Origin of the sequence: Citrobacter sp. RHBSTW-01013 (assembly GCF_013781985.1) — a bacterium.
In the GTDB taxonomy this organism is placed as follows: domain Bacteria; phylum Pseudomonadota; class Gammaproteobacteria; order Enterobacterales; family Enterobacteriaceae; genus Citrobacter; species Citrobacter braakii.
On sequence record NZ_CP056185.1, the window covers coordinates 995,414 to 1,015,855 of the forward strand.

Below are 20,442 nucleotides of genomic sequence, written 5' to 3' on the forward strand. Positions count from 1 at the left end.
AACAGCGAAGCGGGTTTTCCAATTCTGGTCACTGACAATGAACAGGATCTTACACCATGTTATCCACAGAAAGATGGGATAACTGTGAAAAACCCCCACTACTGTTTCAATTTACAGCCTTGACGTGCGACGAAAATCGAATTTTCACACAAATTGTGCCTAACTTATTGGCATAATCTGTGGATAAAACCAACGCTGGTCGATCTTTCATCAGCCTGAAGATCGTGTGCGTGATATACGTCACATTTCTATGGGTTTATTTGCGCTGAACGGTCTTAACTTTATGAATATAGAAGACTATTTTTGATATGTGACGAATGTCTTATTCGGACTGTTCTGGGTTTTCCCATAGTAATTCCGTACTTCTTCACAACTATATCCACAGAAAAGGTGAATAAAATCGCCTTGCTTGCCCTTCTTCTGTTTATAACTCCGCCCTTAGCTGTGAGTTATTCAATTGTTATTAGAGTATCGCGCCCTTAACAGAGTGGTTTACCGCCTCTCTGGAGTGTGAAACAATCGTTTGTATATAAGGTTTATATTGAGGTAGTCCGGTGATTGATGACGATGGCTACCGCCCGAATGTAGGGATAGTAATTTGTAACCGCCAGGGGCAGGTCATGTGGGCCCGGCGATTTGGTCAGCACTCCTGGCAATTCCCGCAAGGTGGGATAAATGCAGGAGAGACAGCAGAGCAGGCGATGTACCGGGAACTCTTTGAAGAAGTGGGTCTCAGTCGTAAAGATGTACGGATCCTTGCTTCTACTCGTAACTGGTTGCGTTACAAGTTACCGAAACGTTTGGTGCGTTGGGACACGAAGCCGGTTTGTATCGGCCAGAAACAAAAATGGTTTCTTCTGCAATTGGTTAGCAGCGATGCTGAAATCAATATGCAAACCAGCAGTACACCTGAGTTCGACGGCTGGCGCTGGGTGAGTTACTGGTATCCGGTTCGACAGGTGGTGTCATTTAAACGCGATGTCTATCGCAGGGTGATGAAAGAATTCGCAAGTGTTGTCATGGCGCTTCAGGAGAGCACTCCTAAGCCGCAAAGCGCACCTGCGTACAGACGTAAAAGAGGTTAAGCTACGCAAATTATGCTCACCCGCCTGCGCGAAATAGTCGAAAAGGTGGCCAGTGCTCCGCGTCTGAATGAAGCGCTGAATATTCTGGTTACCGACATCTGTCTTGCGATGGATACAGAGGTCTGTTCGGTTTATTTGGCCGATCACGATCGACGTTGTTATTACCTCATGGCGACCCGGGGACTGAAGAAACCGCGTGGTCGTACTGTCGCACTCGCGTTTGATGAAGGTATCGTTGGCCTGGTTGGCAGGCTGGCGGAACCTATCAACCTCGCCGATGCGCAAAAACATCCCAGCTTTAAATACATCCCTTCGGTAAAAGAAGAGCGCTTTCGTGCGTTCTTAGGCGTACCGATTATTCAGCGCCGTCAGCTGTTAGGTGTGCTGGTGGTCCAGCAGCGCGAATTGCGCCAGTACGATGAAAGTGAAGAGTCTTTCCTCGTCACGCTCGCCACGCAAATGGCGGCTATTCTTTCGCAGTCGCAGCTAAACGCACTGTTCGGCCAATACCGGCAAACGCGCATCCGCGCATTGCCCGCCGCCCCTGGCGTGGCAATAGCCGAAGGCTGGCAGGATGCGACGCTGCCGCTGATGGAGCAGGTCTATCAGGCTTCAACGCTGGATCCGGCGCTTGAGCGCGAGCGACTCACCGGTGCGCTGGAAGAGGCGGCGAATGAATTCCGGCGCTACAGCAAACGCTTTACCGCCGGGGCGCAAAAAGAAACGGCGGCGATTTTTGATCTCTACTCACACTTGCTTTCCGATACTCGTCTGCGCCGTGAGCTATTTGCGGAAGTGGATAACGGTTCGGTGGCCGAGTGGGCCGTTAAAACGATCATTGAAAAGTTTGCCGAACAGTTTGCCGCGCTGAGTGATAACTACCTCAAAGAGCGGGCCGGAGATTTACGCGCGCTGGGCCAGCGTCTACTGTTCCATCTTGACGACTCGATCCAGGGGCCGAATACCTGGCCGGAGCGCTTTGTGCTGGTGGCGGATGAGCTTTCCGCCACCACGCTGGCGGAACTTCCTCAGGACCGCTTAGTCGGTGTGGTTGTCCGGGACGGCGCGGCCAACTCTCATGCGGCTATTATGGTTCGTGCGCTGGGTATCCCTACCGTCATGGGGGCCGATATCCAGCCATCGGTGTTACATCGCCGTACGCTGGTAGTGGACGGTTATCGCGGTGAACTGCTGGTCGATCCAGAACCGGTATTGATCCAGGAATACCAGCGTCTTATCAGTGAAGAAATTGAGCTGAGCCGCCTGGCGGAAGATGACGTCAACCAGCCAGCACAGTTGAAAAGTGGCGAGCGTGTGAAGGTGATGCTCAATGCGGGCCTCAGCCCGGAGCATGAAGAGAAGCTGGGGAGCCGGATCGATGGCATTGGCCTGTATCGCACCGAAATCCCGTTCATGCTGCAAAGCGGTTTTCCTTCGGAAGAAGAACAGGTTGCGCAGTATCAGGGCATGCTGCAAATGTTTAACGACAAGCCGGTGACCCTGCGTACGCTGGATGTCGGCGCCGATAAACAACTGCCCTACATGCCGATCAGTGAAGAGAACCCGTGCCTTGGCTGGCGTGGGATCCGCATAACGCTCGATCAGCCGGAGATCTTTTTGATCCAGGTTCGGGCCATGCTGCGTGCCAACGCGGCAACCGGCAACCTGAGTATTTTGCTGCCGATGGTCACCAGCATTGATGAAGTGGACGAAGCGCGACGTTTGATTGAACGCGCCGGACGCGAAGTGGAAGAGATGATCGGCTACGCGATCCCAAAACCGCGCATTGGCATCATGCTGGAAGTTCCGTCGATGGTGTTTATGCTGCCGCATCTGATAAACCGGATAGACTTTATCTCGGTCGGAACCAACGATCTCACCCAGTACATTCTGGCTGTCGATCGTAACAATACGCGGGTGGCCAGCATTTATGACAGCCTGCATCCGGGTATGTTACGTGTGCTGGCGATGATTGCGCAGGAAGCCGAAAGAAGCGGTATCGATTTGCGATTGTGCGGTGAAATGGCGGGCGACCCGATGTGCGTGGCCATTCTGATCGGCCTGGGTTTTCGCCATTTGTCGATGAACGGTCGTTCCGTGGCTCGCGTTAAATATCTGCTGCGCCATATCGATTTTGATGAGGCGCAAACGCTGGCGCAACGCAGCCTGGAAGCGCAGATGGCGACAGAAGTACGCCATCAGGTGGCGGCTTTTATGGAACGCCGTGGCATGGGGGGACTGATTCGCGGGGGATTGTGAATCGGGGGCTGGTAACAGTAGGTATACATATCTTTTAACTGTAATCGGCATCCGCTGCGATCCCCATGTGCTATCATTCGCACCTTTGGAGCGCCTGCATTATGCAGGCGCGCTTATCAATTGCTGTCTGACTTCAGCGAAATAACAAGAACTTGTGGTGACAGATGACCAGTAGCTATCTGCATTTTCCGGATTTCGATCCGGTCATTTTCTCAATCGGACCCGTCGCGCTTCACTGGTACGGCTTAATGTATTTGGTGGGGTTTATTTTTGCGATGTGGCTGGCGACGCGCCGTGCTAATCGTCCGGGCAGTGGCTGGACCAAAAATGAAGTAGAAAATCTACTGTATGCGGGCTTCCTCGGGGTTTTCCTTGGAGGGCGTATTGGTTACGTACTGTTCTATAACTTCCCGTTATTCCTCGATAACCCGCTGTATCTGTTCCGCGTTTGGGACGGCGGGATGTCCTTCCACGGTGGGCTTATTGGTGTGATCCTGGTGATGATTATCTTCGCCAAACGCACCAAGCGTTCGTTCTTCCAGGTTTCTGATTTCATTGCCCCGCTGATTCCGTTTGGTCTGGGCGCAGGGCGTCTGGGCAACTTTATCAACGGTGAGCTGTGGGGACGCGTTGATCCGAACTTCAAGTACACCATGCTGTTCCCGGGCTCCCGTACCGAAGATATTTTACTGCTGCAAACTAACCCGCAATGGCAGTCAATTTTTGATACCTACGGCTCGCTGCCGCGCCACGCCTCACAGCTTTATGAGATGGCCCTGGAAGGCGTTGTGCTGTTTATCATTCTTAATCTGTACATTCGTAAACCGCGCCCGATGGGTTCGGTATCCGGTCTGTTCCTGATTGGTTATGGCGCGTTTCGTATTATCGTTGAATTCTTCCGCCAGCCGGATGCGCAGTTTACCGGCACCTGGGTACAGTACATCAGCATGGGGCAAATCCTCTCAATCCCGATGATTGTCGCAGGCATTATTATGATGGTTTGGGCGTACCGCCGCAGCCCACAGCAACACGTTTCCTGAGGAACCATGAAACAGTATTTAGAACTGATGCAAAAAGTGCTGGATGAAGGCACACAGAAAAACGACCGTACCGGAACCGGAACGCTTTCCATTTTTGGTCATCAGATGCGTTTTAATCTGCAGGAAGGGTTCCCGCTGGTTACGACTAAACGCTGCCATTTACGCTCGATCATTCATGAACTGCTGTGGTTTTTGCAGGGCGACACCAACGTTGCCTACCTGCATGAAAACAACGTCTCAATCTGGGACGAATGGGCGGATGAAAACGGTAATCTGGGCCCGGTTTATGGCAAACAGTGGCGTGCGTGGCCTACGCCAGACGGTCGCCATATTGACCAGATCACCACGGTGTTAAACCAGCTCAAAAATGACCCGGACTCTCGCCGAATTATCGTTTCTGCATGGAACGTCGGTGAGCTGGATAAAATGGCGCTGGCGCCGTGCCACGCGTTCTTCCAGTTTTACGTGGCGGATGGCAAGCTCTCCTGCCAGTTGTATCAGCGTTCGTGCGATGTGTTCCTCGGTTTGCCGTTTAACATTGCCAGCTACGCCTTGCTGGTACACATGATGGCGCAGCAGTGCGATCTGGAAGTGGGTGATTTTGTCTGGACCGGCGGCGACACGCACCTGTACAGCAACCATATGGATCAAACGCATCTGCAGCTTAGCCGCGAACCGCGCGCGCTGCCGAAGCTGGTCATCAAACGTAAGCCTGAATCTATCTTTGACTATCGCTTCGAAGATTTCGAAATTGAAGGCTACGATCCGCATCCTGGTATTAAAGCGCCAGTGGCTATCTAATCGGCTTCATGCTGTCACAACCGACGCCCGTGCGCGTCGGTTTTTTTTGTCTCAAATCTCGTTCTTCGGCGTGGGTTCCTGAAATATTGCAACGACCTGCAACGCGACAAATATTCCTCGTAGCTCGCCGTAGAAACCGAATTTCCCGCTCGTTATTCATTTTCCTCACGCCATACTGGCAACATGAAAAAACAACACGGCTACACGCTTCTCGAAACCCTGATTGCGATGCTGATCGTCGCGGCGCTTGGCGCCTCGGGGCTGTATGGTTGGCAGCGCTGGCAGCAGCAACAGCGGCTATGGCAAACCGCCATTCAGGTGCGAGATTACCTGCTGCAACTGCGTGAAGATGCTAACTGGCGTAACCGCGATCACGTCATCAGCGTGATTCGGGATGGCACATCCTGGTGTTTTGTCAGCTCTGCTGCTGTGCAAACCACGTGTCTACCCGTTTCGCCCTTGGTTTTTACACCGCCCTGGGACGATGTCGAAATGGCAGAGATAACGCCTTCACTGGCCTTTTTTGGTCTGCGCAATACGGCATGGGCTGGACATATTCGCCTGAAAAATACGACAGGGGAATGGCGCGTGGTGGTGTCAGGCTGGGGGCGAATCAGGCTTTGCGAGAAAGATGAGGCCAGGTTATGTCCGTAAATGAACGGGGCTTTTCACTCCTGGAGGTGCTGATTGCTATGGCGATTAGCAGCGTTTTATTGCTTAGCTCAGCGCGATTTTTACCCGCGCTGCAGCGAGAGATCCTGCGCAACACGCGACAGTTAGCGCTTGAAGATGAAATATGGCAGCGGGTATACACCGTGGCGAAGCATCTTCAGCGGGCAGGGTACTGCCGCGGAAACTGTGTCGGAGAAGGGCTGGAGATATCGGCTAAGGGCGACTGTGTCATTGCGCGCTGGGATGCCAATAGCAACGGCATTTGGGAGAGCAGTCCCGCGAAAGAGGCCGATACGATTGGATTTCGTTTACAGGACAAGGTACTGGAGACCCTGCGGGGAGTAACGGACTGCAATGGAAAAGGGTGGGAGAAAATGACCGATCCAGCCACGATACAGATTGAGGCATTTCAGGTCGAACGTCTGAATATCAGCGGATATTCCCCGCTCCTTACGCTGCGTTTGCGCGGAGTGAACAATGCCGAACCACAAAAGGTTATTGAAGCAGTCTACAGCGTGACAGGATTCAACCTGTGAACCGTGAGCGGGGCGTTTCATCTTTAGCGATGGTCTTGTTGCTATTGGTGCTCGGTAGCCTTCTGCTGCAAGGCGTTAGCAGGCAGGAGTCCCGTTTTGCTTCGCGAGTGGTCACGCAAAGTCAGGCTCTGCAGCGCCAGGCGGTGGTGCAATCCGCGATGGAATGGGGGCGTATGCAGCCCTGGCGCTTACAACTCGCCGCACAGTGTCGGCGTTATACCACGCAGGATGCCGCTGTTTGTCTGCGACTGCTTACTAATAATTTCGTGCTGCTTATAGTCCATTATGAAGGGGTATCGTTATGGCGGCAGGGGGCGATTATTGATGACAATATCGAATATTCGGCGCATGGCTGGAGCGATTTTTGTCCACTAAAGGAGCAGGCACTATGTCAGATCCCCTGAACAGACAGCGTGGCTTTAGCCTGCCGGAAGTGATGCTGGCAATGGTGCTGATGATCATGATTGTGACCGCGCTGTCAGGATACCAGCGGGCGCTGATGAACAGCTTTATCATCAGAAACCAGTATCAGCAACTCTGGCGTCACGCCTGGCAGCAAACCCAGCTGTATCAGTTTTCATCGCCTTTGAACTGGCAGGTTAACCGAATGCAGACAACGAGCGCGGGATGTGTCAGCATCAACGTTAAAATTTCTTCACCCTTGGGCAGGCAGGGTCAGATGACGCGTCTGCATTGCCCGAATCGTCAGTAGTCAGGAGTCGCTATGTTAAGGGTCTACCACTCCAATCGTCTGGATGTGCTGGAAGCGTTAATGGAATTTATCGTTGAGCGCGAGCGGCTGGACGACCCCTTTGAACCTGAGATGATCCTGGTTCAAAGTACCGGTATGGCGCAGTGGCTACAAATGACCCTTGCACAGAAGTTTAGTATTGCCGCCAACATCGATTTTCCGCTGCCCGCGAGTTTTATCTGGGATATGTTTGTGCGCGTGCTGCCGGATATCCCGAAAGAGAGCGCGTTCAGCAAACAGAGCATGAGCTGGAAGTTGATGACGCTGTTGCCGCAATTGCTGGATGGCGATGACTTCGCATTGCTGCGCCACTATCTGACGGACGACACCGATAAACGTAAACTGTTTCAGCTTTCCTCGCGCGCGGCTGACCTCTTTGACCAGTATTTAGTCTATCGCCCTGAGTGGTTGACCCAGTGGGAAGCCGGGCGACTGGTTGAGGGACTCGGCGAATCTCAGGCCTGGCAGGCGCCGTTGTGGAAAGCGCTGGTGGAACACACCGAGGAATTGGGCCAGCCGCGCTGGCATCGCGCCAATTTATACCAACGATTTATTCAGACTCTGGAAAGTGCGTCCGAGTGCCCGCAGGGACTGCCTTCTCGCGTCTTTATTTGCGGCATTTCAGCGCTGCCGCCGGTTTATTTGCAGGCATTGCAGGCGCTGGGCAAGCACATTGATATTCATCTGCTGTTTACCAACCCTTGTCGCTACTACTGGGGAGATATAAAAGATCCCGCCTGGCTGGCGAAGCTGATGGCGCGTCAGCGTCGGCACAGCTTTGAAGAACGCCATCTGCCGCTGTTTCGCGATAGTCAGAAAGCCGAAGGATTGTTTAACAGCGATGGTGAACAGGATGTGGGCAACCCGATGCTGGCCTCGTGGGGCAAACTGGGGCGCGATTACATTTATTTGCTTTCAGAACTGGAAAATAGTCAGGAACTGGATGCGTTTGTCGATATTACGCCTGACAATCTTTTGCATAATATTCAATCGGATATTCTGGAACTTGAAAGTCATGCCGTGGCGGGTGTTACGCTGGAAGAGTATTCGCGTAGCGATAATAAACGACGGCTTGAGCTGAACGACACCAGCGTGACTTTCCATGTTTGTCATAGCCCACAGCGCGAGGTAGAAATTCTTCATGACCGCCTGCTGGCAATGCTGGAAGCGGATCCCACGCTGACGCCGCGCGATATTATTGTGATGGTGGCGGATATCGACAGCTACAGCCCATTTATTCAGTCGGTCTTTGGCAGTGCGCCAGCTGAGCGTTACTTACCTTATGCGATTTCCGACCGTCGGGCGCGCCAGTCTCATCCCGTCTTACAGGCCTTTATTAGCCTGCTGTCGCTGCCGGATAGCCGTTTTGTCTCAGAGGATGTGCTGGCATTACTGGATGTACCCGTGCTGGCGGCGCGTTTCAATATCGATGAAGAAGGGCTGCGCTATCTTCGCTTATGGGTCAATGAATCCGGGATTCGTTGGGGAATTGACGACGATAACGTGCGTGAACTGGAACTTCCGCCAACAGGTCAGCATACCTGGCAATTTGGTTTAACGCGTATGCTGCTCGGCTACGCGATGGAAAGCGCGCAGGGCGAGTGGCAATCGGTGTTGCCTTACGATGAGTCCAGCGGTTTGATTGCCGAACTGGTAGGGCATCTGGCTTCGTTGCTGATGCAGCTTAATCTCTGGCGTAGAGGGTTAGCTCAGGAACGTCCGTTGGAAGAGTGGCTGCCCGTTTGTCGGGAAATGCTTAATGATTTCTTCCTGCCGGACGCGGACACCGAAGCGGCGATGACGCTGATCGAACAGCAGTGGCAGGCTATTATCACTGAAGGTTTAGGGGCCGAGTACGGCGATGCTATACCGCTCTCTCTGTTACGTGATGAGCTGGCCCAGCGCCTTGACCAGGAACGCATCAGCCAGCGCTTCCTGGCGGGGCCAGTTAACATTTGTACGCTGATGCCGATGCGCTCTATTCCTTTCAAGGTGGTGTGCCTGCTGGGTATGAACGATGGCGTTTATCCGCGTCAGCTTGCGCCGTTGGGCTTTGATTTGATGAGTCAAAAACCGATGAGGGGCGATCGCAGCCGTCGCGATGATGACCGCTACCTGTTTCTTGAAGCATTGATTTCAGCACAGCAAACGCTCTACATCAGCTACATTGGCCGCTCCATTCAGGACAACAGCGAGCGCTTCCCGTCGGTACTGGTGCAGGAACTGATGGACTACATCGGGCAAAGCCATTATCTGCCGGGCGATGAATCGTTGACCTGCGATCAAAGCGAGGCCCGGGTAAAAGCACACATTACTCGTTTGCATACCCGTATGCCCTTTGATGCACAAAACTATCTGCCGGGCGAACAGCAAAGCTATGCCCGGGAATGGCTGCCTGCGGCGAGCCTGTCAGGAAAAGCGCACACGGATTTTGTCCAGACGCTTCCCTTTGAGATGCCTGAAACGCTGACGCTGGAAACGCTGCAGCGATTTTGGGCTCATCCGGTAAGGGCTTTTTTCCAGATGCGGCTGAGGGTCAACTTCCGCTCTGAAGAAAGTGAGATCCCGGAAACGGAACCGTTCACTCTTGAAGGATTAACCCGCTATCAGCTTAATCAGCAATTGCTTAACACGCTGGTTGAAGAGAAGGATGCTGAACAACTGTTTCGCCGTTTTCGTGCGGCGGGCACGCTTCCCTATGGGCCATTTGGCGAAATTCTGTGGGATACGCAGCGTCAGGAGATGCAGTCGCTGGCTGAACGCATTATCGCCTGTCGTCAGCCCTGTCAGAGTATGGAAATCGATCTTAACTGTAACGGCGTGCAAATCACCGGTTGGCTGCCACAGGTGCAAGAGGACGGTTTGTTGCGCTGGCGCCCATCTTTAATAAGCATTGCGCAGGGGGTGCAACTTTGGCTGGAACATCTTGTCTATTGTGCCAGTGGCGGTACGGGAGAGAGCCGGTTGTTCCTGCGTAAAGACGGGGAATGGCGTTTTCCGCCACTGGATGCAGAGCAGGCGCTGCTGTACCTGTCGCAGCTCATTGACGGTTATCGGGAAGGCATGTCGTCACCATTACTGGTATTGCCCGAAAGCGGCGGCGCCTGGATAAAAACCTGTTATGACGCCGCAAATGATGCCATGTTAGATGACGATGCAACGTTACAAAAAGCGCGCAGTAAGTTTCTGCAGGCCTATGAAGGCAACATGATGGTACGGGGTGAAGGTGATGATATCTGGTATCAGCGTCTTTGGCGTCAACTGGATGCGGCTACGCTGGAGACCATTGTTTTACAGTCTCAGCGTTACCTGTTACCGATTTTTCGCTTTAATCAGTCATGATGATTGTATAAAAATTGCGCAGTTCGATGGCTTCCACTATGATGCGCATTCTGTCACGGACTGATTCTTACAAAGAGAGGATGCTGGCTCGTTCAGCACATAGTCTTGCCCTGTTCAGACCACGTATTTATGCGTGCTTTGCTGTGAACAGGTGAATACGTTAATGATGAGGTTTGTGAATGCCCCGCAGCACCTGGTTCAGCGCATTACTGTTGTTCGTCGCCCTTTGGGTTCCCGTAAGTCAGGCAGATACCGGTTGGCAGCCTTTAGCTGAAACCATCCGTAAAAGCGATAAAGACACCCGCCAGTATCAGGCCGTGCGCCTTGATAACGGCATGGTCGTGTTGCTGGTATCCGATCCTCAGGCCGTGAAATCCCTTTCTGCACTGGTGGTTCCCGTGGGCTCGCTGGAAGATCCGGACGAGCATCAGGGGCTGGCGCATTATCTCGAACACATGTGTCTGATGGGCTCGAAAAAATACCCACAGCCGGACAGTCTGGCTGAATTCCTGAAAATGCACGGCGGCAGCCACAATGCCAGCACCGCGCCTTACCGTACGGCCTTCTATCTTGAAGTCGAAAACGACGCGTTGGTGGGGGCGGTGGATCGCCTGGCGGACGCTATTGCCGATCCGTTGCTGGATAAAAAATATGCCGATCGTGAGCGTAACGCGGTTAACTCCGAGCTGACGCTGGCGCGTACCCGAGACGGGATGCGTATGGCGCAGGTGAGTGCTGAGACCATCAACCCGGCGCACCCTGGCTCGCGTTTCTCCGGCGGAAATCTCGAGACATTAAGCGATAAACCGGGAAACCCGGTGGTGCAGGCATTACAAAAATTTCATGAAAAGTACTACTCCGCGAACCTGATGAAGGCGGTGATTTATAGCAATAAACCGCTGCCAGAGCTGGCGCGGATAGCTGCTGACACCTTTGGACGCGTACCGAACAGAAATATCGCAAAGCCTGAAATTACCGTACCGGTAGTCACCGACGCGCAAAAGGGCGTCATCATCCACTATGTTCCGGCAATGCCGCGTAAAGTACTGCGCGTCGAGTTTCGTATCGATAACAACAGCGCGCAGTTCCGCAGTAAAACCGATGAGCTGGTGACCTATCTGATTGGTAATCGTAGCCCTGGCACGTTGTCTGACTGGCTGCAAAAGCAGGGACTGGTTGAAGGTATTCGTGCGGATTCCGATCCGGTGGTCAATGGGAACAGCGGCGTGTTAGCCATTTCCGCGACGTTAACCGACAAAGGGCTGGCGAACCGCGATGAAGTTGTTGCGGCAATATTCAGTTATCTCAATCTGTTACGCGATAAAGGCGTCGATAAACGCTATTTTGACGAACTGGCGCACGTACTGGATCTCGATTTCCGTTATCCCTCCATCACCCGTGATATGGACTACGTGGAATGGCTGGCTGATACCATGATCCGCGTTCCTGTCGAACATACGCTGGATGCGGTGAATATTGCCGACCAGTACGATGTGAAAGCCGTTGAGCAACGCCTGGCAATGATGACGCCACAGAATGCGCGTATCTGGTATATCAGTGCGAAAGAACCGCATAATAAAACCGCTTATTTTGTCGATGCGCCTTACCAGGTGGATAAAATCAGCGACAAAACCTTTGCCGACTGGCAGAAAAAAGCGCAGGGCATTGCGCTGTCGTTACCGGAGTTGAACCCCTACATTCCGGATGATTTCACGCTGATTAAAACGGATAAAAAATACGCTCACCCGGAACTGATCGTTGATGAGCCGGATCTACGCGTGGTGTATGCGCCGAGCCAGTATTTTGCCAGTGAGCCGAAGGCTGACGTCAGCGTGATCCTGCGTAACCCGAAGGCCATGGACAGCGCCCGCAACCAGGTATTATTCGCACTTAACGATTACCTGGCGGGGATTGCGCTCGATCAGTTAAGCAACCAGGCGTCGGTAGGTGGAATTGGTTTCTCTACCAACGCTAACAATGGGTTAATGCTTAACGCCAACGGCTACACCCAACGTCTGCCGCAGCTTTTTCAGGCGCTGCTGAGCGGCTATTTCAGCTACACCTCAACGGATGAACAGCTGGAACAGGCGAAATCCTGGTATGCCCAGATGATGGATTCTGCAGAGAAGGGTAAAGCCTACGATCAGGCAATTATGCCAGTGCAGATGCTTTCTCAGGTGCCGTACTTCTCACGCGATGAGCGTCGTAAACTACTGCCTTCTATCACCCTGAAAGAGGTGATGGCGTACCGCGACGCCTTAAAAACCGGTGCGCGGCCTGAATTCCTGGTAATTGGTAATATGAGCGCCGCTCAGGCGACGACCATGGCGCGGGATATCCAACAACAGCTTGGCGCTAACGGGGCACAGTGGTGTCGCAATAAAGATGTGGTTGTGGACAAGAAGCAGTCCGTCATCTTTGAAAAAGCAGGCAGTAGCACGGACTCCGCGCTGGCGGCGGTATTTGTGCCAACCGGATACGATGAATACGCCAGTTCAGCCTACAGCGCCATGTTAGGGCAGATTGTTCAGCCGTGGTTCTACAATCAACTGCGTACTGAAGAGCAGTTAGGCTACGCTGTATTTGCTTTCCCGATGAGTATTGGCCGTCAGTGGGGAATGGGGTTCCTGCTGCAAAGCAATGATAAGCAGCCGTCTTATCTTTGGGAGCGTTATAAAGCGTTCTTCCCGACGGCGGAAGCGAAGCTGCGGGCGATGAAACCTGAAGAGTTTGCGCAAATTCAGCAGGCGATTATTGCGCAAATGCTGCAGGCGCCGCAAACGCTGGGGGAAGAAGCCTCACAGTTAAGCAAAGATTTTGATCGCGGCAATATGCGCTTCGATTCACGTGATAAAATAGTGGCTCAGATTAAACTGCTGACGCCGCAAAAACTTGCCGACTTCTTCCATCAGGCGGTGGTTGAGCCGCAAGGCATGGCGATACTGTCACAGGTTTCCGGCAGTCAGAACGGGAAAGCAGAATATGTGCACCCGGAAGGCTGGAAAGTGTGGCAGACAGTCAGCGCGTTGCAGCAAACCTTACCCCTGATGAGTGATAAGAATGAATGATGCCGCTGAGTCCCTTGATCCACTGCGCTTGCCCCTGACGGGTGAGCGCCTGATTGAAGCCTCTGCGGGCACCGGTAAAACCTTTACCATCGCCGCCCTGTATTTACGTTTACTGCTTGGACTGGGCGGCTCTGCCGCCTTTCCTCGTCCTCTGACCGTTGAAGAACTGCTCGTGGTCACCTTCACCGAGGCGGCCACCGAAGAGTTGCGTGGTCGAATTCGTAGCAACATTCATGAACTGCGAATTGCCTGCATGCGTGAAACAACCGACAACCCGCTATATGCCCGTTTGTTAGATGAAATCGCCGATAAAAAACAGGCCGCTCAGTGGCTGCTATTGGCTGAAAGACAGATGGATGAAGCGGCGGTGTTTACCATCCACGGCTTTTGTCAGCGTATGCTCAGTCTCAACGCCTTTGAATCAGGCATGCTGTTCGAACAGCAACTGATAGAAGATGAATCGCTGCTGCGCTATCAGGCCTGTGCGGACTTCTGGCGTCGACACTGCTATCCACTACCCCGCGACATTGCGCAGGTGATTTTTGAAACGTGGAAAGGACCGCAGGCTCTGCTGAGAGACATCGATCGCTATCTGCAGGGGGAAGCGCCGGTCATCAAGGCTCCGCCGTCTGATGACGAAACGCTGGCTTCCCGGCACGAACAAATTCTCACGCGCATTAACCAGATCAAGCAGCAATGGCGTGATTCTGTTGATGAGCTGGATGGCCTGCTGGAAGCCTCCGGGATCGACCGGCGTAAATTTAACCGTGGTAACCAGGGTAAGTGGATCGAAAAGATCAGCGCATGGGCGCAAGAAGAAACCCAAAGTTATCAGCTTCCTGACGCGCTGGAGAAATTCTCTCAGCGTTTTCTGGAAGAGCGCACTAAAGCGGGCGGAATAACTCCTCAGCACCCGCTGTTTGTCGCTATTGATGAACTGCTTAGCGAACCGTTAACTCTCCGCGATCTGGTGATCACCCGGGCGCTGGCGGAGATCCGTTCAGCGGTTGCCGAGGAGAAACGACGCCGCGGTGAGCTAGGCTTTGACGATATGCTCAGCCGTCTGGATGCAGCGTTGCGCAGTGAAAGCGGTGATGCGCTGGCGACGGCTATCCGTACCCGTTTTCCGGTCGCGATGATCGATGAATTTCAGGATACCGATCCGCAGCAGTACCGTATTTTTCGTCGGATCTGGCAGCATCAGCCGGATACCGCACTGCTGCTGATTGGCGACCCAAAACAGGCGATTTACGCGTTCCGCGGCGCGGATATCTTCACCTATATGAAGGCGCGCAGCGAGGTCAGCGCACACTATACGCTCGATACCAACTGGCGTTCGGCCCCCGGCATGGTCAATAGCGTAAATACGCTTTTCAGCCAGATGGATGACGCCTTTATGTTCCGCGAAATCCCCTTTAGCCCGGTAAAATTTGCAGAAAAAAACCAGTCGTTTCGGTTTGTTTTATACGGTGAGACACAGCCAGCCATGAGCATGTGGCTGATGGAAGGGGAAAGCTGCGGCGTAGGCGATTATCAGAACTACATGGCCCAGGTGTGCGCCACGCAAATTCGCGACTGGCTTAAGGCAGGGCAGTCTGGCGCTGCGCAACTGGTCAGTGGTAAAACATCCAGTCCGGTACGCGCGTCGGATATCAGCGTACTGGTTCGTAGCCGCCAGGAGGCGGCACTGGTCCGTGATGCGCTGACGCAGCTGGCAATTCCCTCCGTCTACCTTTCCAACCGTGACAGCGTATTTGAAACGCTGGAAGCGCGGGAGTTGCTGTGGGTGCTGCAGGCGGTGATGACGCCGGAGCGTGAGAACACGCTGCGTAGCGCGCTGGCGACCTCAATGATGGGGCTGAATGCGCAGGATCTTGAAGCCTTAAATAACGACGAAAATGCCTGGGATGCGGTGGTCGAAGAGTTTGATGGCTATCGTCAGATCTGGCATAAACGCGGCGTGATGCCGATGCTGCGCGCGCTGATGACAACCCGCCAGATTGCGGAAAACCTGCTGGCGACGGCGGGGGGCGAACGCCGCCTGACCGATATTTTACATATCAGCGAACTGTTGCAGGAAGCGGGCTCGCAGCTGGAAAGCGAGCATGCGCTGGTGCGCTGGCTGTCCCAGCATATTCTTGAACCCGACAGCAACGCGTCCAGCCAGCAGCTCAGGCTGGAAAGCGACAAGCATCTGGTCAAAATCGTCACTATCCATAAATCTAAAGGGCTGGAGTATCCGCTGGTCTGGCTGCCGTTTATCACGAATTTCCGCGTCCAGGATCAGGCTTTCTACCACGATCGCAGCTCTTTTGAAGCCGTGCTGGATCTCAGCGATGCCGAGGAGAGCGTTGAGCTGGCTGAAGCGGAACGTCTGGCGGAAGACCTGCGTTTGCTCTATGTCGCGCTAACCCGTTCGGTATGGCACTGCAGCCTTGGCGTTGCGCCGTTGGTGCGACGTCGGGGCGATAAAAAAGGGGATACCGATGTACATCACAGCGCCCTTGGTCGCCTGTTGCAAAAAGGTGAGCCGATGGATGCCGCGGGTCTGCGTAGTGCGATTGAAGCGCTGTGTAGCGACGATATTGCCTGCCAGACGCCTGCGCAGCCTGACGGTGAACGCTGGCAAGTTGCGCAGGCTGTTAGCTGCGAACTGAGTGCGAAAATACTGCAGCGTACGCCCGGCGATAGCTGGCGCGTGACCAGTTATTCCGGTCTGCAGCAGCGTGGGCATGGAATCGCGCAGGATCTGATCCCGCGACTGGATATTGATGCCGCAGGCGTTGGTGAGGTTATTGAAGAGTCAGGGCTTACTCCGCATCAGTTCCCGCGCGGCGCTTCGCCAGGTACATTCTTGCATAGCCTGTTTGAAGATCTCGACTTTACTCAACCGGTAGATCCGAGTTGGGTCGAGGAAAAACTGGCATTGGGCGGTTATGACGCGCACTGGACGCCGGTTTTGACCGAATGGCTGGATGCCATTTTGCAGGCGCCTCTCAACGAGACGGGCGTGAGTTTGAGCCATCTTTCCGCGCGTGAAAAACAGGTGGAGATGGAGTTTTACCTGCCGATTTCGCAGCCGCTGATGGCCAGCCAACTTGATGCGTTAATTCGCCAATACGATCCTCTCTCCGCGGGGTGCCCTGCGTTGGAATTTATGCAGGTACGCGGCATGCTGAAAGGATTTATTGACCTGGTTTTCCGCCACCAGGGGCGTTATTACCTTCTCGATTACAAATCGAACTGGCTTGGGGAAGACAGCTCAGCGTATACGCAGCAGGCGATGGCCTCTGCCATGCAGGCGCATCGCTACGACCTGCAGTATCAACTTTATACCCTGGCGCTGCATCGCTACTTGCGCCATCGCATTGCTGATTACGATTATGAACGCCATTTTGGCGGCGTTATTTATCTCTTCTTGCGTGGCATTGACAGTGAAAATCCGCAACAGGGAATTTACGCGACCCGACCAGACGGGGAGTTAATCGCCTTGATGGACGAGATGTTTGTCGGTGCGCCACTGGAGGAGATGTCATGACAATCCAGAAACGATTACTGGAAGCTGTGGAGCAAAAACAGCTCCGGCCTCTGGATGCCCAGTTTGCGCTGGCGGTTGCCGGAAATGATAACCCTGCCGTTGCGCTGGCGGCGGCGTTGCTCAGTCGTGAAGCAGGAGAAGGGCACGTCTGCTTACCACTTTCGCGGTTATCCCTGAGCGAGGATGCCCATCCCCTTTTAAGCGCCTGGCTCGCTGAAGTAGGGGAGCCAGAAGACTGGACGGAATGTCTGCTGGCCTCCGGGGCGGTAAGCCGTGGTGAGCAACCCACGCCGCTGGTGCTGCACGGCGATCGCTTGTATCTGAACCGGATGTGGCATAACGAACGGGCGGTGGCTCGCTTTTTCAGTGAAGTTAACCACGCCATTGAGGTGGATGAACAACGGCTTACCCACACGCTGGCGGCGTTGTTTCCACCAGCGGAAGGTGTTAACTGGCAAAAAGTGGCCGCTGCGGTGGCGTTGACCCGTCGTATATCGGTGATCTCCGGCGGGCCGGGGACCGGAAAAACGACAACAGTGGCGAGGCTTCTGGCGGCGTTGATTCAGATGGCGGAGGGAGAACGCTGCCGTATTCGCCTGGCGGCTCCTACTGGAAAGGCGGCAGCGCGCCTGACTGCCTCGCTGGGCGCAGCGCTACGAGAACTGCCGTTAACCGAAGAGCAAAAGAAACGCATTCCCGATGACGCCAGTACGTTGCATCGATTATTAGGCGCTCAGCCAGGCAGTCAGCGCCTGCGCCATCATGCGGGAAACCCGCTGCATCTGGATGTGCTGGTGGTGGATGAAGCCTCGATGATTGATTTGCCGATGATGTCGCGCCTTATCGATGCGCTGCCGCCGCACGGGCGGGTGATTTTTCTTGGCGATCGTGACCAGCTCGCTTCCGTCGAAGCGGGGGCGGTGCTGGGGGATATCTGTGCTTTCGTCGGTGACGGGTTTACCCCGGAACGCGCCCGCCAGCTCAGTCGTCTGACCGGAAGCGCTATTCCGGCAGGTCTGGGAACTCAGGCCGCCGCTTTGCGCGACAGTTTGTGTCTGCTGCAAAAGAGTTACCGTTTCGGTAGCGATTCCGGAATCGGTCAGTTGGCTGCTGCGATTAATCGTGGTGACAAAGCCGCGCTCAAAACGGTCTTCCAGCAGGGGTTTAGCGACATCGAAAAACGCACGCTACATAGCAGCGAAGATTACGCCGCGATGTTGGATGAGGCGCTGGCGGGTTATGGGCACTATCTGGATTTACTGCGCGAGGGCGCTGAGCCGGATGCCGTCATTCAGGCTTTCAATGAGTATCAGCTGTTGTGTGCCCTGCGTGAAGGCCCGTTTGGCGTGGGTGGTTTGAATGAACGCCTTGAGCAGGTGATGGCGCAAAAACGTAAAATTCATCGTTCGACGCATAGCCGCTGGTATGAGGGAAGGCCGGTGATGATCGCGCGCAATGACAGTTCGCTGGGATTATTTAACGGTGATATCGGCATTGCCCTCGATCGTGGACAGGGCCTGAGGGTGTGGTTTGCGCTGCCGGACGGTTCTATCAAATCAGTCCAGCCCAGTCGCTTACCTGAACATGAAACCACCTGGGCGATGACCGTGCACAAATCGCAGGGATCTGAGTTTGACCATGCGGCGTTGATTTTACCCAGCCAGCATTCACCCGTGGTTACCCGCGAGCTGGTCTATACCGCCGTCACCCGCGCGCGCCGGCGTCTGTCACTGTATGCCGATGAGCGGATATTAAGTAACGCCATTGCCACCCGCACCGAACGTCGCAGCGGATTGTCGGCGTTGTTTAATCAATAAAATTCGTTGCCGGATAAGGCATTTATACCGCATCCGGCAACGACCACTACCCCAAATCCGCCATCAGCACCTTTGACCGCCGCTGATAGTTGTACATCTCTTTCTTGCTTTCCGGCAGCAGGTCGATATCCACCGGCGTGAAACCACGTTCCTGGAACCAGTGGATGCTGCGCGTGGTCAGCACGAACAGTTTGCTCAGTCCCATTTGCCGGGCCTGCGCGGCGATCCGCTCCAGCAATACTTCCCCGCGCGATGAGCTACGGTAGTCCGGATGCACCGCCACGCACGCCATTTCGCCAATTCTCTCCTCCGGGAAAGGGTACAGAGCGGCGCAGGCGATGGTCAGGTTATCGCGCTGAATAATTGTGAATTTGTCGATCTCCATTTCCAGTTGTTCGCGGGAGCGACGTACCAGAATGCCTTGTTGCTCCAGCGGGCGGATCAGCTCCAGAATCCCGCCGATATCGTTAATGGTAGCGCGGCGGATCTGCTCGGCGCTTTCCATTACGATCTGCGTACCGATCCCGTCACGGGAGAACAGTTCCTGCAGCAATGCGCCATCTTCCTGATAGCTGATCAGATGGCAGCGCCGTACCCCACTGCGACAGGCTTTCACTGCCCCGCGCAGGAAGCGCACTGTGCCGGAGCTGTAATCGCCTTTCTCTTCCTGCAGCTCAACGCGCGCCTGGGCTTCGTTAGGAAACAGCTCGGAAATAATATCGCCATCATCGTTGGTGACGCCCTGAGAGGAGCAAAAGCCGATCATTTTCTCTGCCTTCAGTTTGATAGCCAACTGCGTGGCGACCTCTTCTGAAGTCAGGTTAAAGCTCTCACCGGTGACGGAAACGGCGACCGGGCCCATCAGCACAATCGCGCCACTGTCTAACTGCCGGTGAATGGCATCTTCATCAATACGACGAATACGTCCGCTATGGCAGTAATCCACGCCGTCATCAACGCCCAGCGGCTGGGAGATAATAAAATTACCGCTGACCACATTGATGTGCGCCCCCTGCAATGGCGTATTATTCAGGCTCATTGACAGGCGGGCGGTAATATCAAGCTGAAGTAACCCTGCCGCCTGTTTGACCAGCTCCAGGGTTTTAGCGTCGGTAACGCGCGTATTCTTGTGGTACACCGGTTCATGATGATGTGCCGCAAGATTGGCATCAATCTGCGGTCGTGCGCCATAGACCACGACAAGGCGGATGCCGAGGCTATGAAGAAGGCCAATGTCATTGACGATACTGGAAAAGTTTTCATGCTCGATGGCTTCGCCGCCCAGCATAATGACAAACGTCTTTCCCCGATGGGTATTGATATAGGGAACAGAATGGCGGAATCCCTGTACCAGTTCGGTTCTACGCTCCTTCACCACGGCACACCCTCATTGCATGATTATTCGTAATTTGTGTATTTTTATTCTGTTTTGGCGCTGTGCGCAAGCGTAATTTTTACCCATGCCGAAGATTTTTCTCAGTAATGCCGTGAATATAAAAAGAATGTTTACCCTTTTATAGATGACAGATTATG

At 54.0% G+C, this 20,442-nt stretch carries 13 protein-coding genes; 12 read left to right on the forward strand and 1 reads right to left on the reverse strand.

The window, feature by feature from the left end:
* Positions 1–554: 554 nt before the first annotated feature.
* From rppH to recD, 12 genes are all read left to right on the forward strand, one after another.
* The gene (gene rppH, locus HV350_RS04875) at positions 555–1,085 is read left to right on the forward strand and encodes an RNA pyrophosphohydrolase (protein ID WP_003825602.1); all 531 of its coding nucleotides are present in this window, start codon (positions 555–557) and stop codon (positions 1,083–1,085) included.
* Positions 1,086–1,097: 12 nt separating this feature from the next.
* The gene (gene ptsP / locus HV350_RS04880; protein ID WP_016154275.1) at positions 1,098–3,344 is read left to right on the forward strand and encodes a phosphoenolpyruvate--protein phosphotransferase; all 2,247 of its coding nucleotides are present in this window, start codon (positions 1,098–1,100) and stop codon (positions 3,342–3,344) included.
* A 164-nt stretch (positions 3,345–3,508) separates the two neighbouring features.
* Positions 3,509–4,384 (forward strand): prolipoprotein diacylglyceryl transferase, encoded by an 876-nt coding sequence (gene lgt, locus HV350_RS04885; RefSeq protein WP_016157378.1) that lies wholly within the window; start codon positions 3,509–3,511, stop codon positions 4,382–4,384.
* A gap of 6 nt (positions 4,385–4,390) precedes the next feature.
* The gene (thyA, locus tag HV350_RS04890) at positions 4,391–5,185 is read left to right on the forward strand and encodes a thymidylate synthase (RefSeq protein WP_003033990.1); all 795 of its coding nucleotides are present in this window, start codon (positions 4,391–4,393) and stop codon (positions 5,183–5,185) included.
* Positions 5,186–5,368: 183 nt separating this feature from the next.
* Positions 5,369–5,839 (forward strand): prepilin peptidase-dependent protein, encoded by a 471-nt coding sequence (locus HV350_RS04895; RefSeq protein ID WP_181629912.1) that lies wholly within the window; start codon positions 5,369–5,371, stop codon positions 5,837–5,839.
* The gene (locus HV350_RS04900; RefSeq protein ID WP_016154273.1) at positions 5,830–6,393 is read left to right on the forward strand and encodes a prepilin peptidase-dependent protein; all 564 of its coding nucleotides are present in this window, start codon (positions 5,830–5,832) and stop codon (positions 6,391–6,393) included. The genes HV350_RS04895 and HV350_RS04900 overlap by 10 nt, the downstream gene beginning before the upstream one ends.
* Positions 6,390–6,797 (forward strand): DUF2509 family protein, encoded by a 408-nt coding sequence (locus HV350_RS04905; RefSeq protein WP_047499364.1) that lies wholly within the window; start codon positions 6,390–6,392, stop codon positions 6,795–6,797. The genes HV350_RS04900 and HV350_RS04905 overlap by 4 nt, the downstream gene beginning before the upstream one ends.
* Complete coding sequence (locus tag HV350_RS04910; protein ID WP_047359086.1) at positions 6,782–7,105, forward strand: prepilin-type N-terminal cleavage/methylation domain-containing protein; 324 nt, start codon at positions 6,782–6,784, stop codon at positions 7,103–7,105. The genes HV350_RS04905 and HV350_RS04910 overlap by 16 nt, the downstream gene beginning before the upstream one ends.
* 12 nt (positions 7,106–7,117) lie before the next feature.
* Positions 7,118–10,486, forward strand: coding sequence for an exodeoxyribonuclease V subunit gamma (recC, locus tag HV350_RS04915; protein ID WP_181629914.1), 3,369 nt, complete (start codon positions 7,118–7,120; stop codon positions 10,484–10,486).
* 179 nt (positions 10,487–10,665) lie between these two features.
* Positions 10,666–13,554, forward strand: coding sequence for a pitrilysin (ptrA, locus tag HV350_RS04920; RefSeq protein ID WP_181629916.1), 2,889 nt, complete (start codon positions 10,666–10,668; stop codon positions 13,552–13,554).
* Positions 13,547–17,092, forward strand: a complete 3,546-nt coding sequence (recB, locus tag HV350_RS04925; protein ID WP_181629917.1) for an exodeoxyribonuclease V subunit beta — start codon at positions 13,547–13,549, stop codon at positions 17,090–17,092. The genes ptrA and recB overlap by 8 nt, the downstream gene beginning before the upstream one ends.
* Entirely contained in the window at positions 17,089–18,909 is a 1,821-nt protein-coding gene (gene recD / locus HV350_RS04930; protein WP_149381204.1) for an exodeoxyribonuclease V subunit alpha, read from the forward strand. The genes recB and recD overlap by 4 nt, the downstream gene beginning before the upstream one ends.
* 46 nt (positions 18,910–18,955) lie before the next feature.
* On the opposite strand, the gene argA is transcribed toward recD, so the two are convergent.
* Positions 18,956–20,287, reverse strand: coding sequence for an amino-acid N-acetyltransferase (argA, locus tag HV350_RS04935; RefSeq protein WP_008785703.1), 1,332 nt, complete (start codon positions 20,285–20,287; stop codon positions 18,956–18,958).
* Between the last annotated feature and the right edge of the window lie 155 nt (positions 20,288–20,442).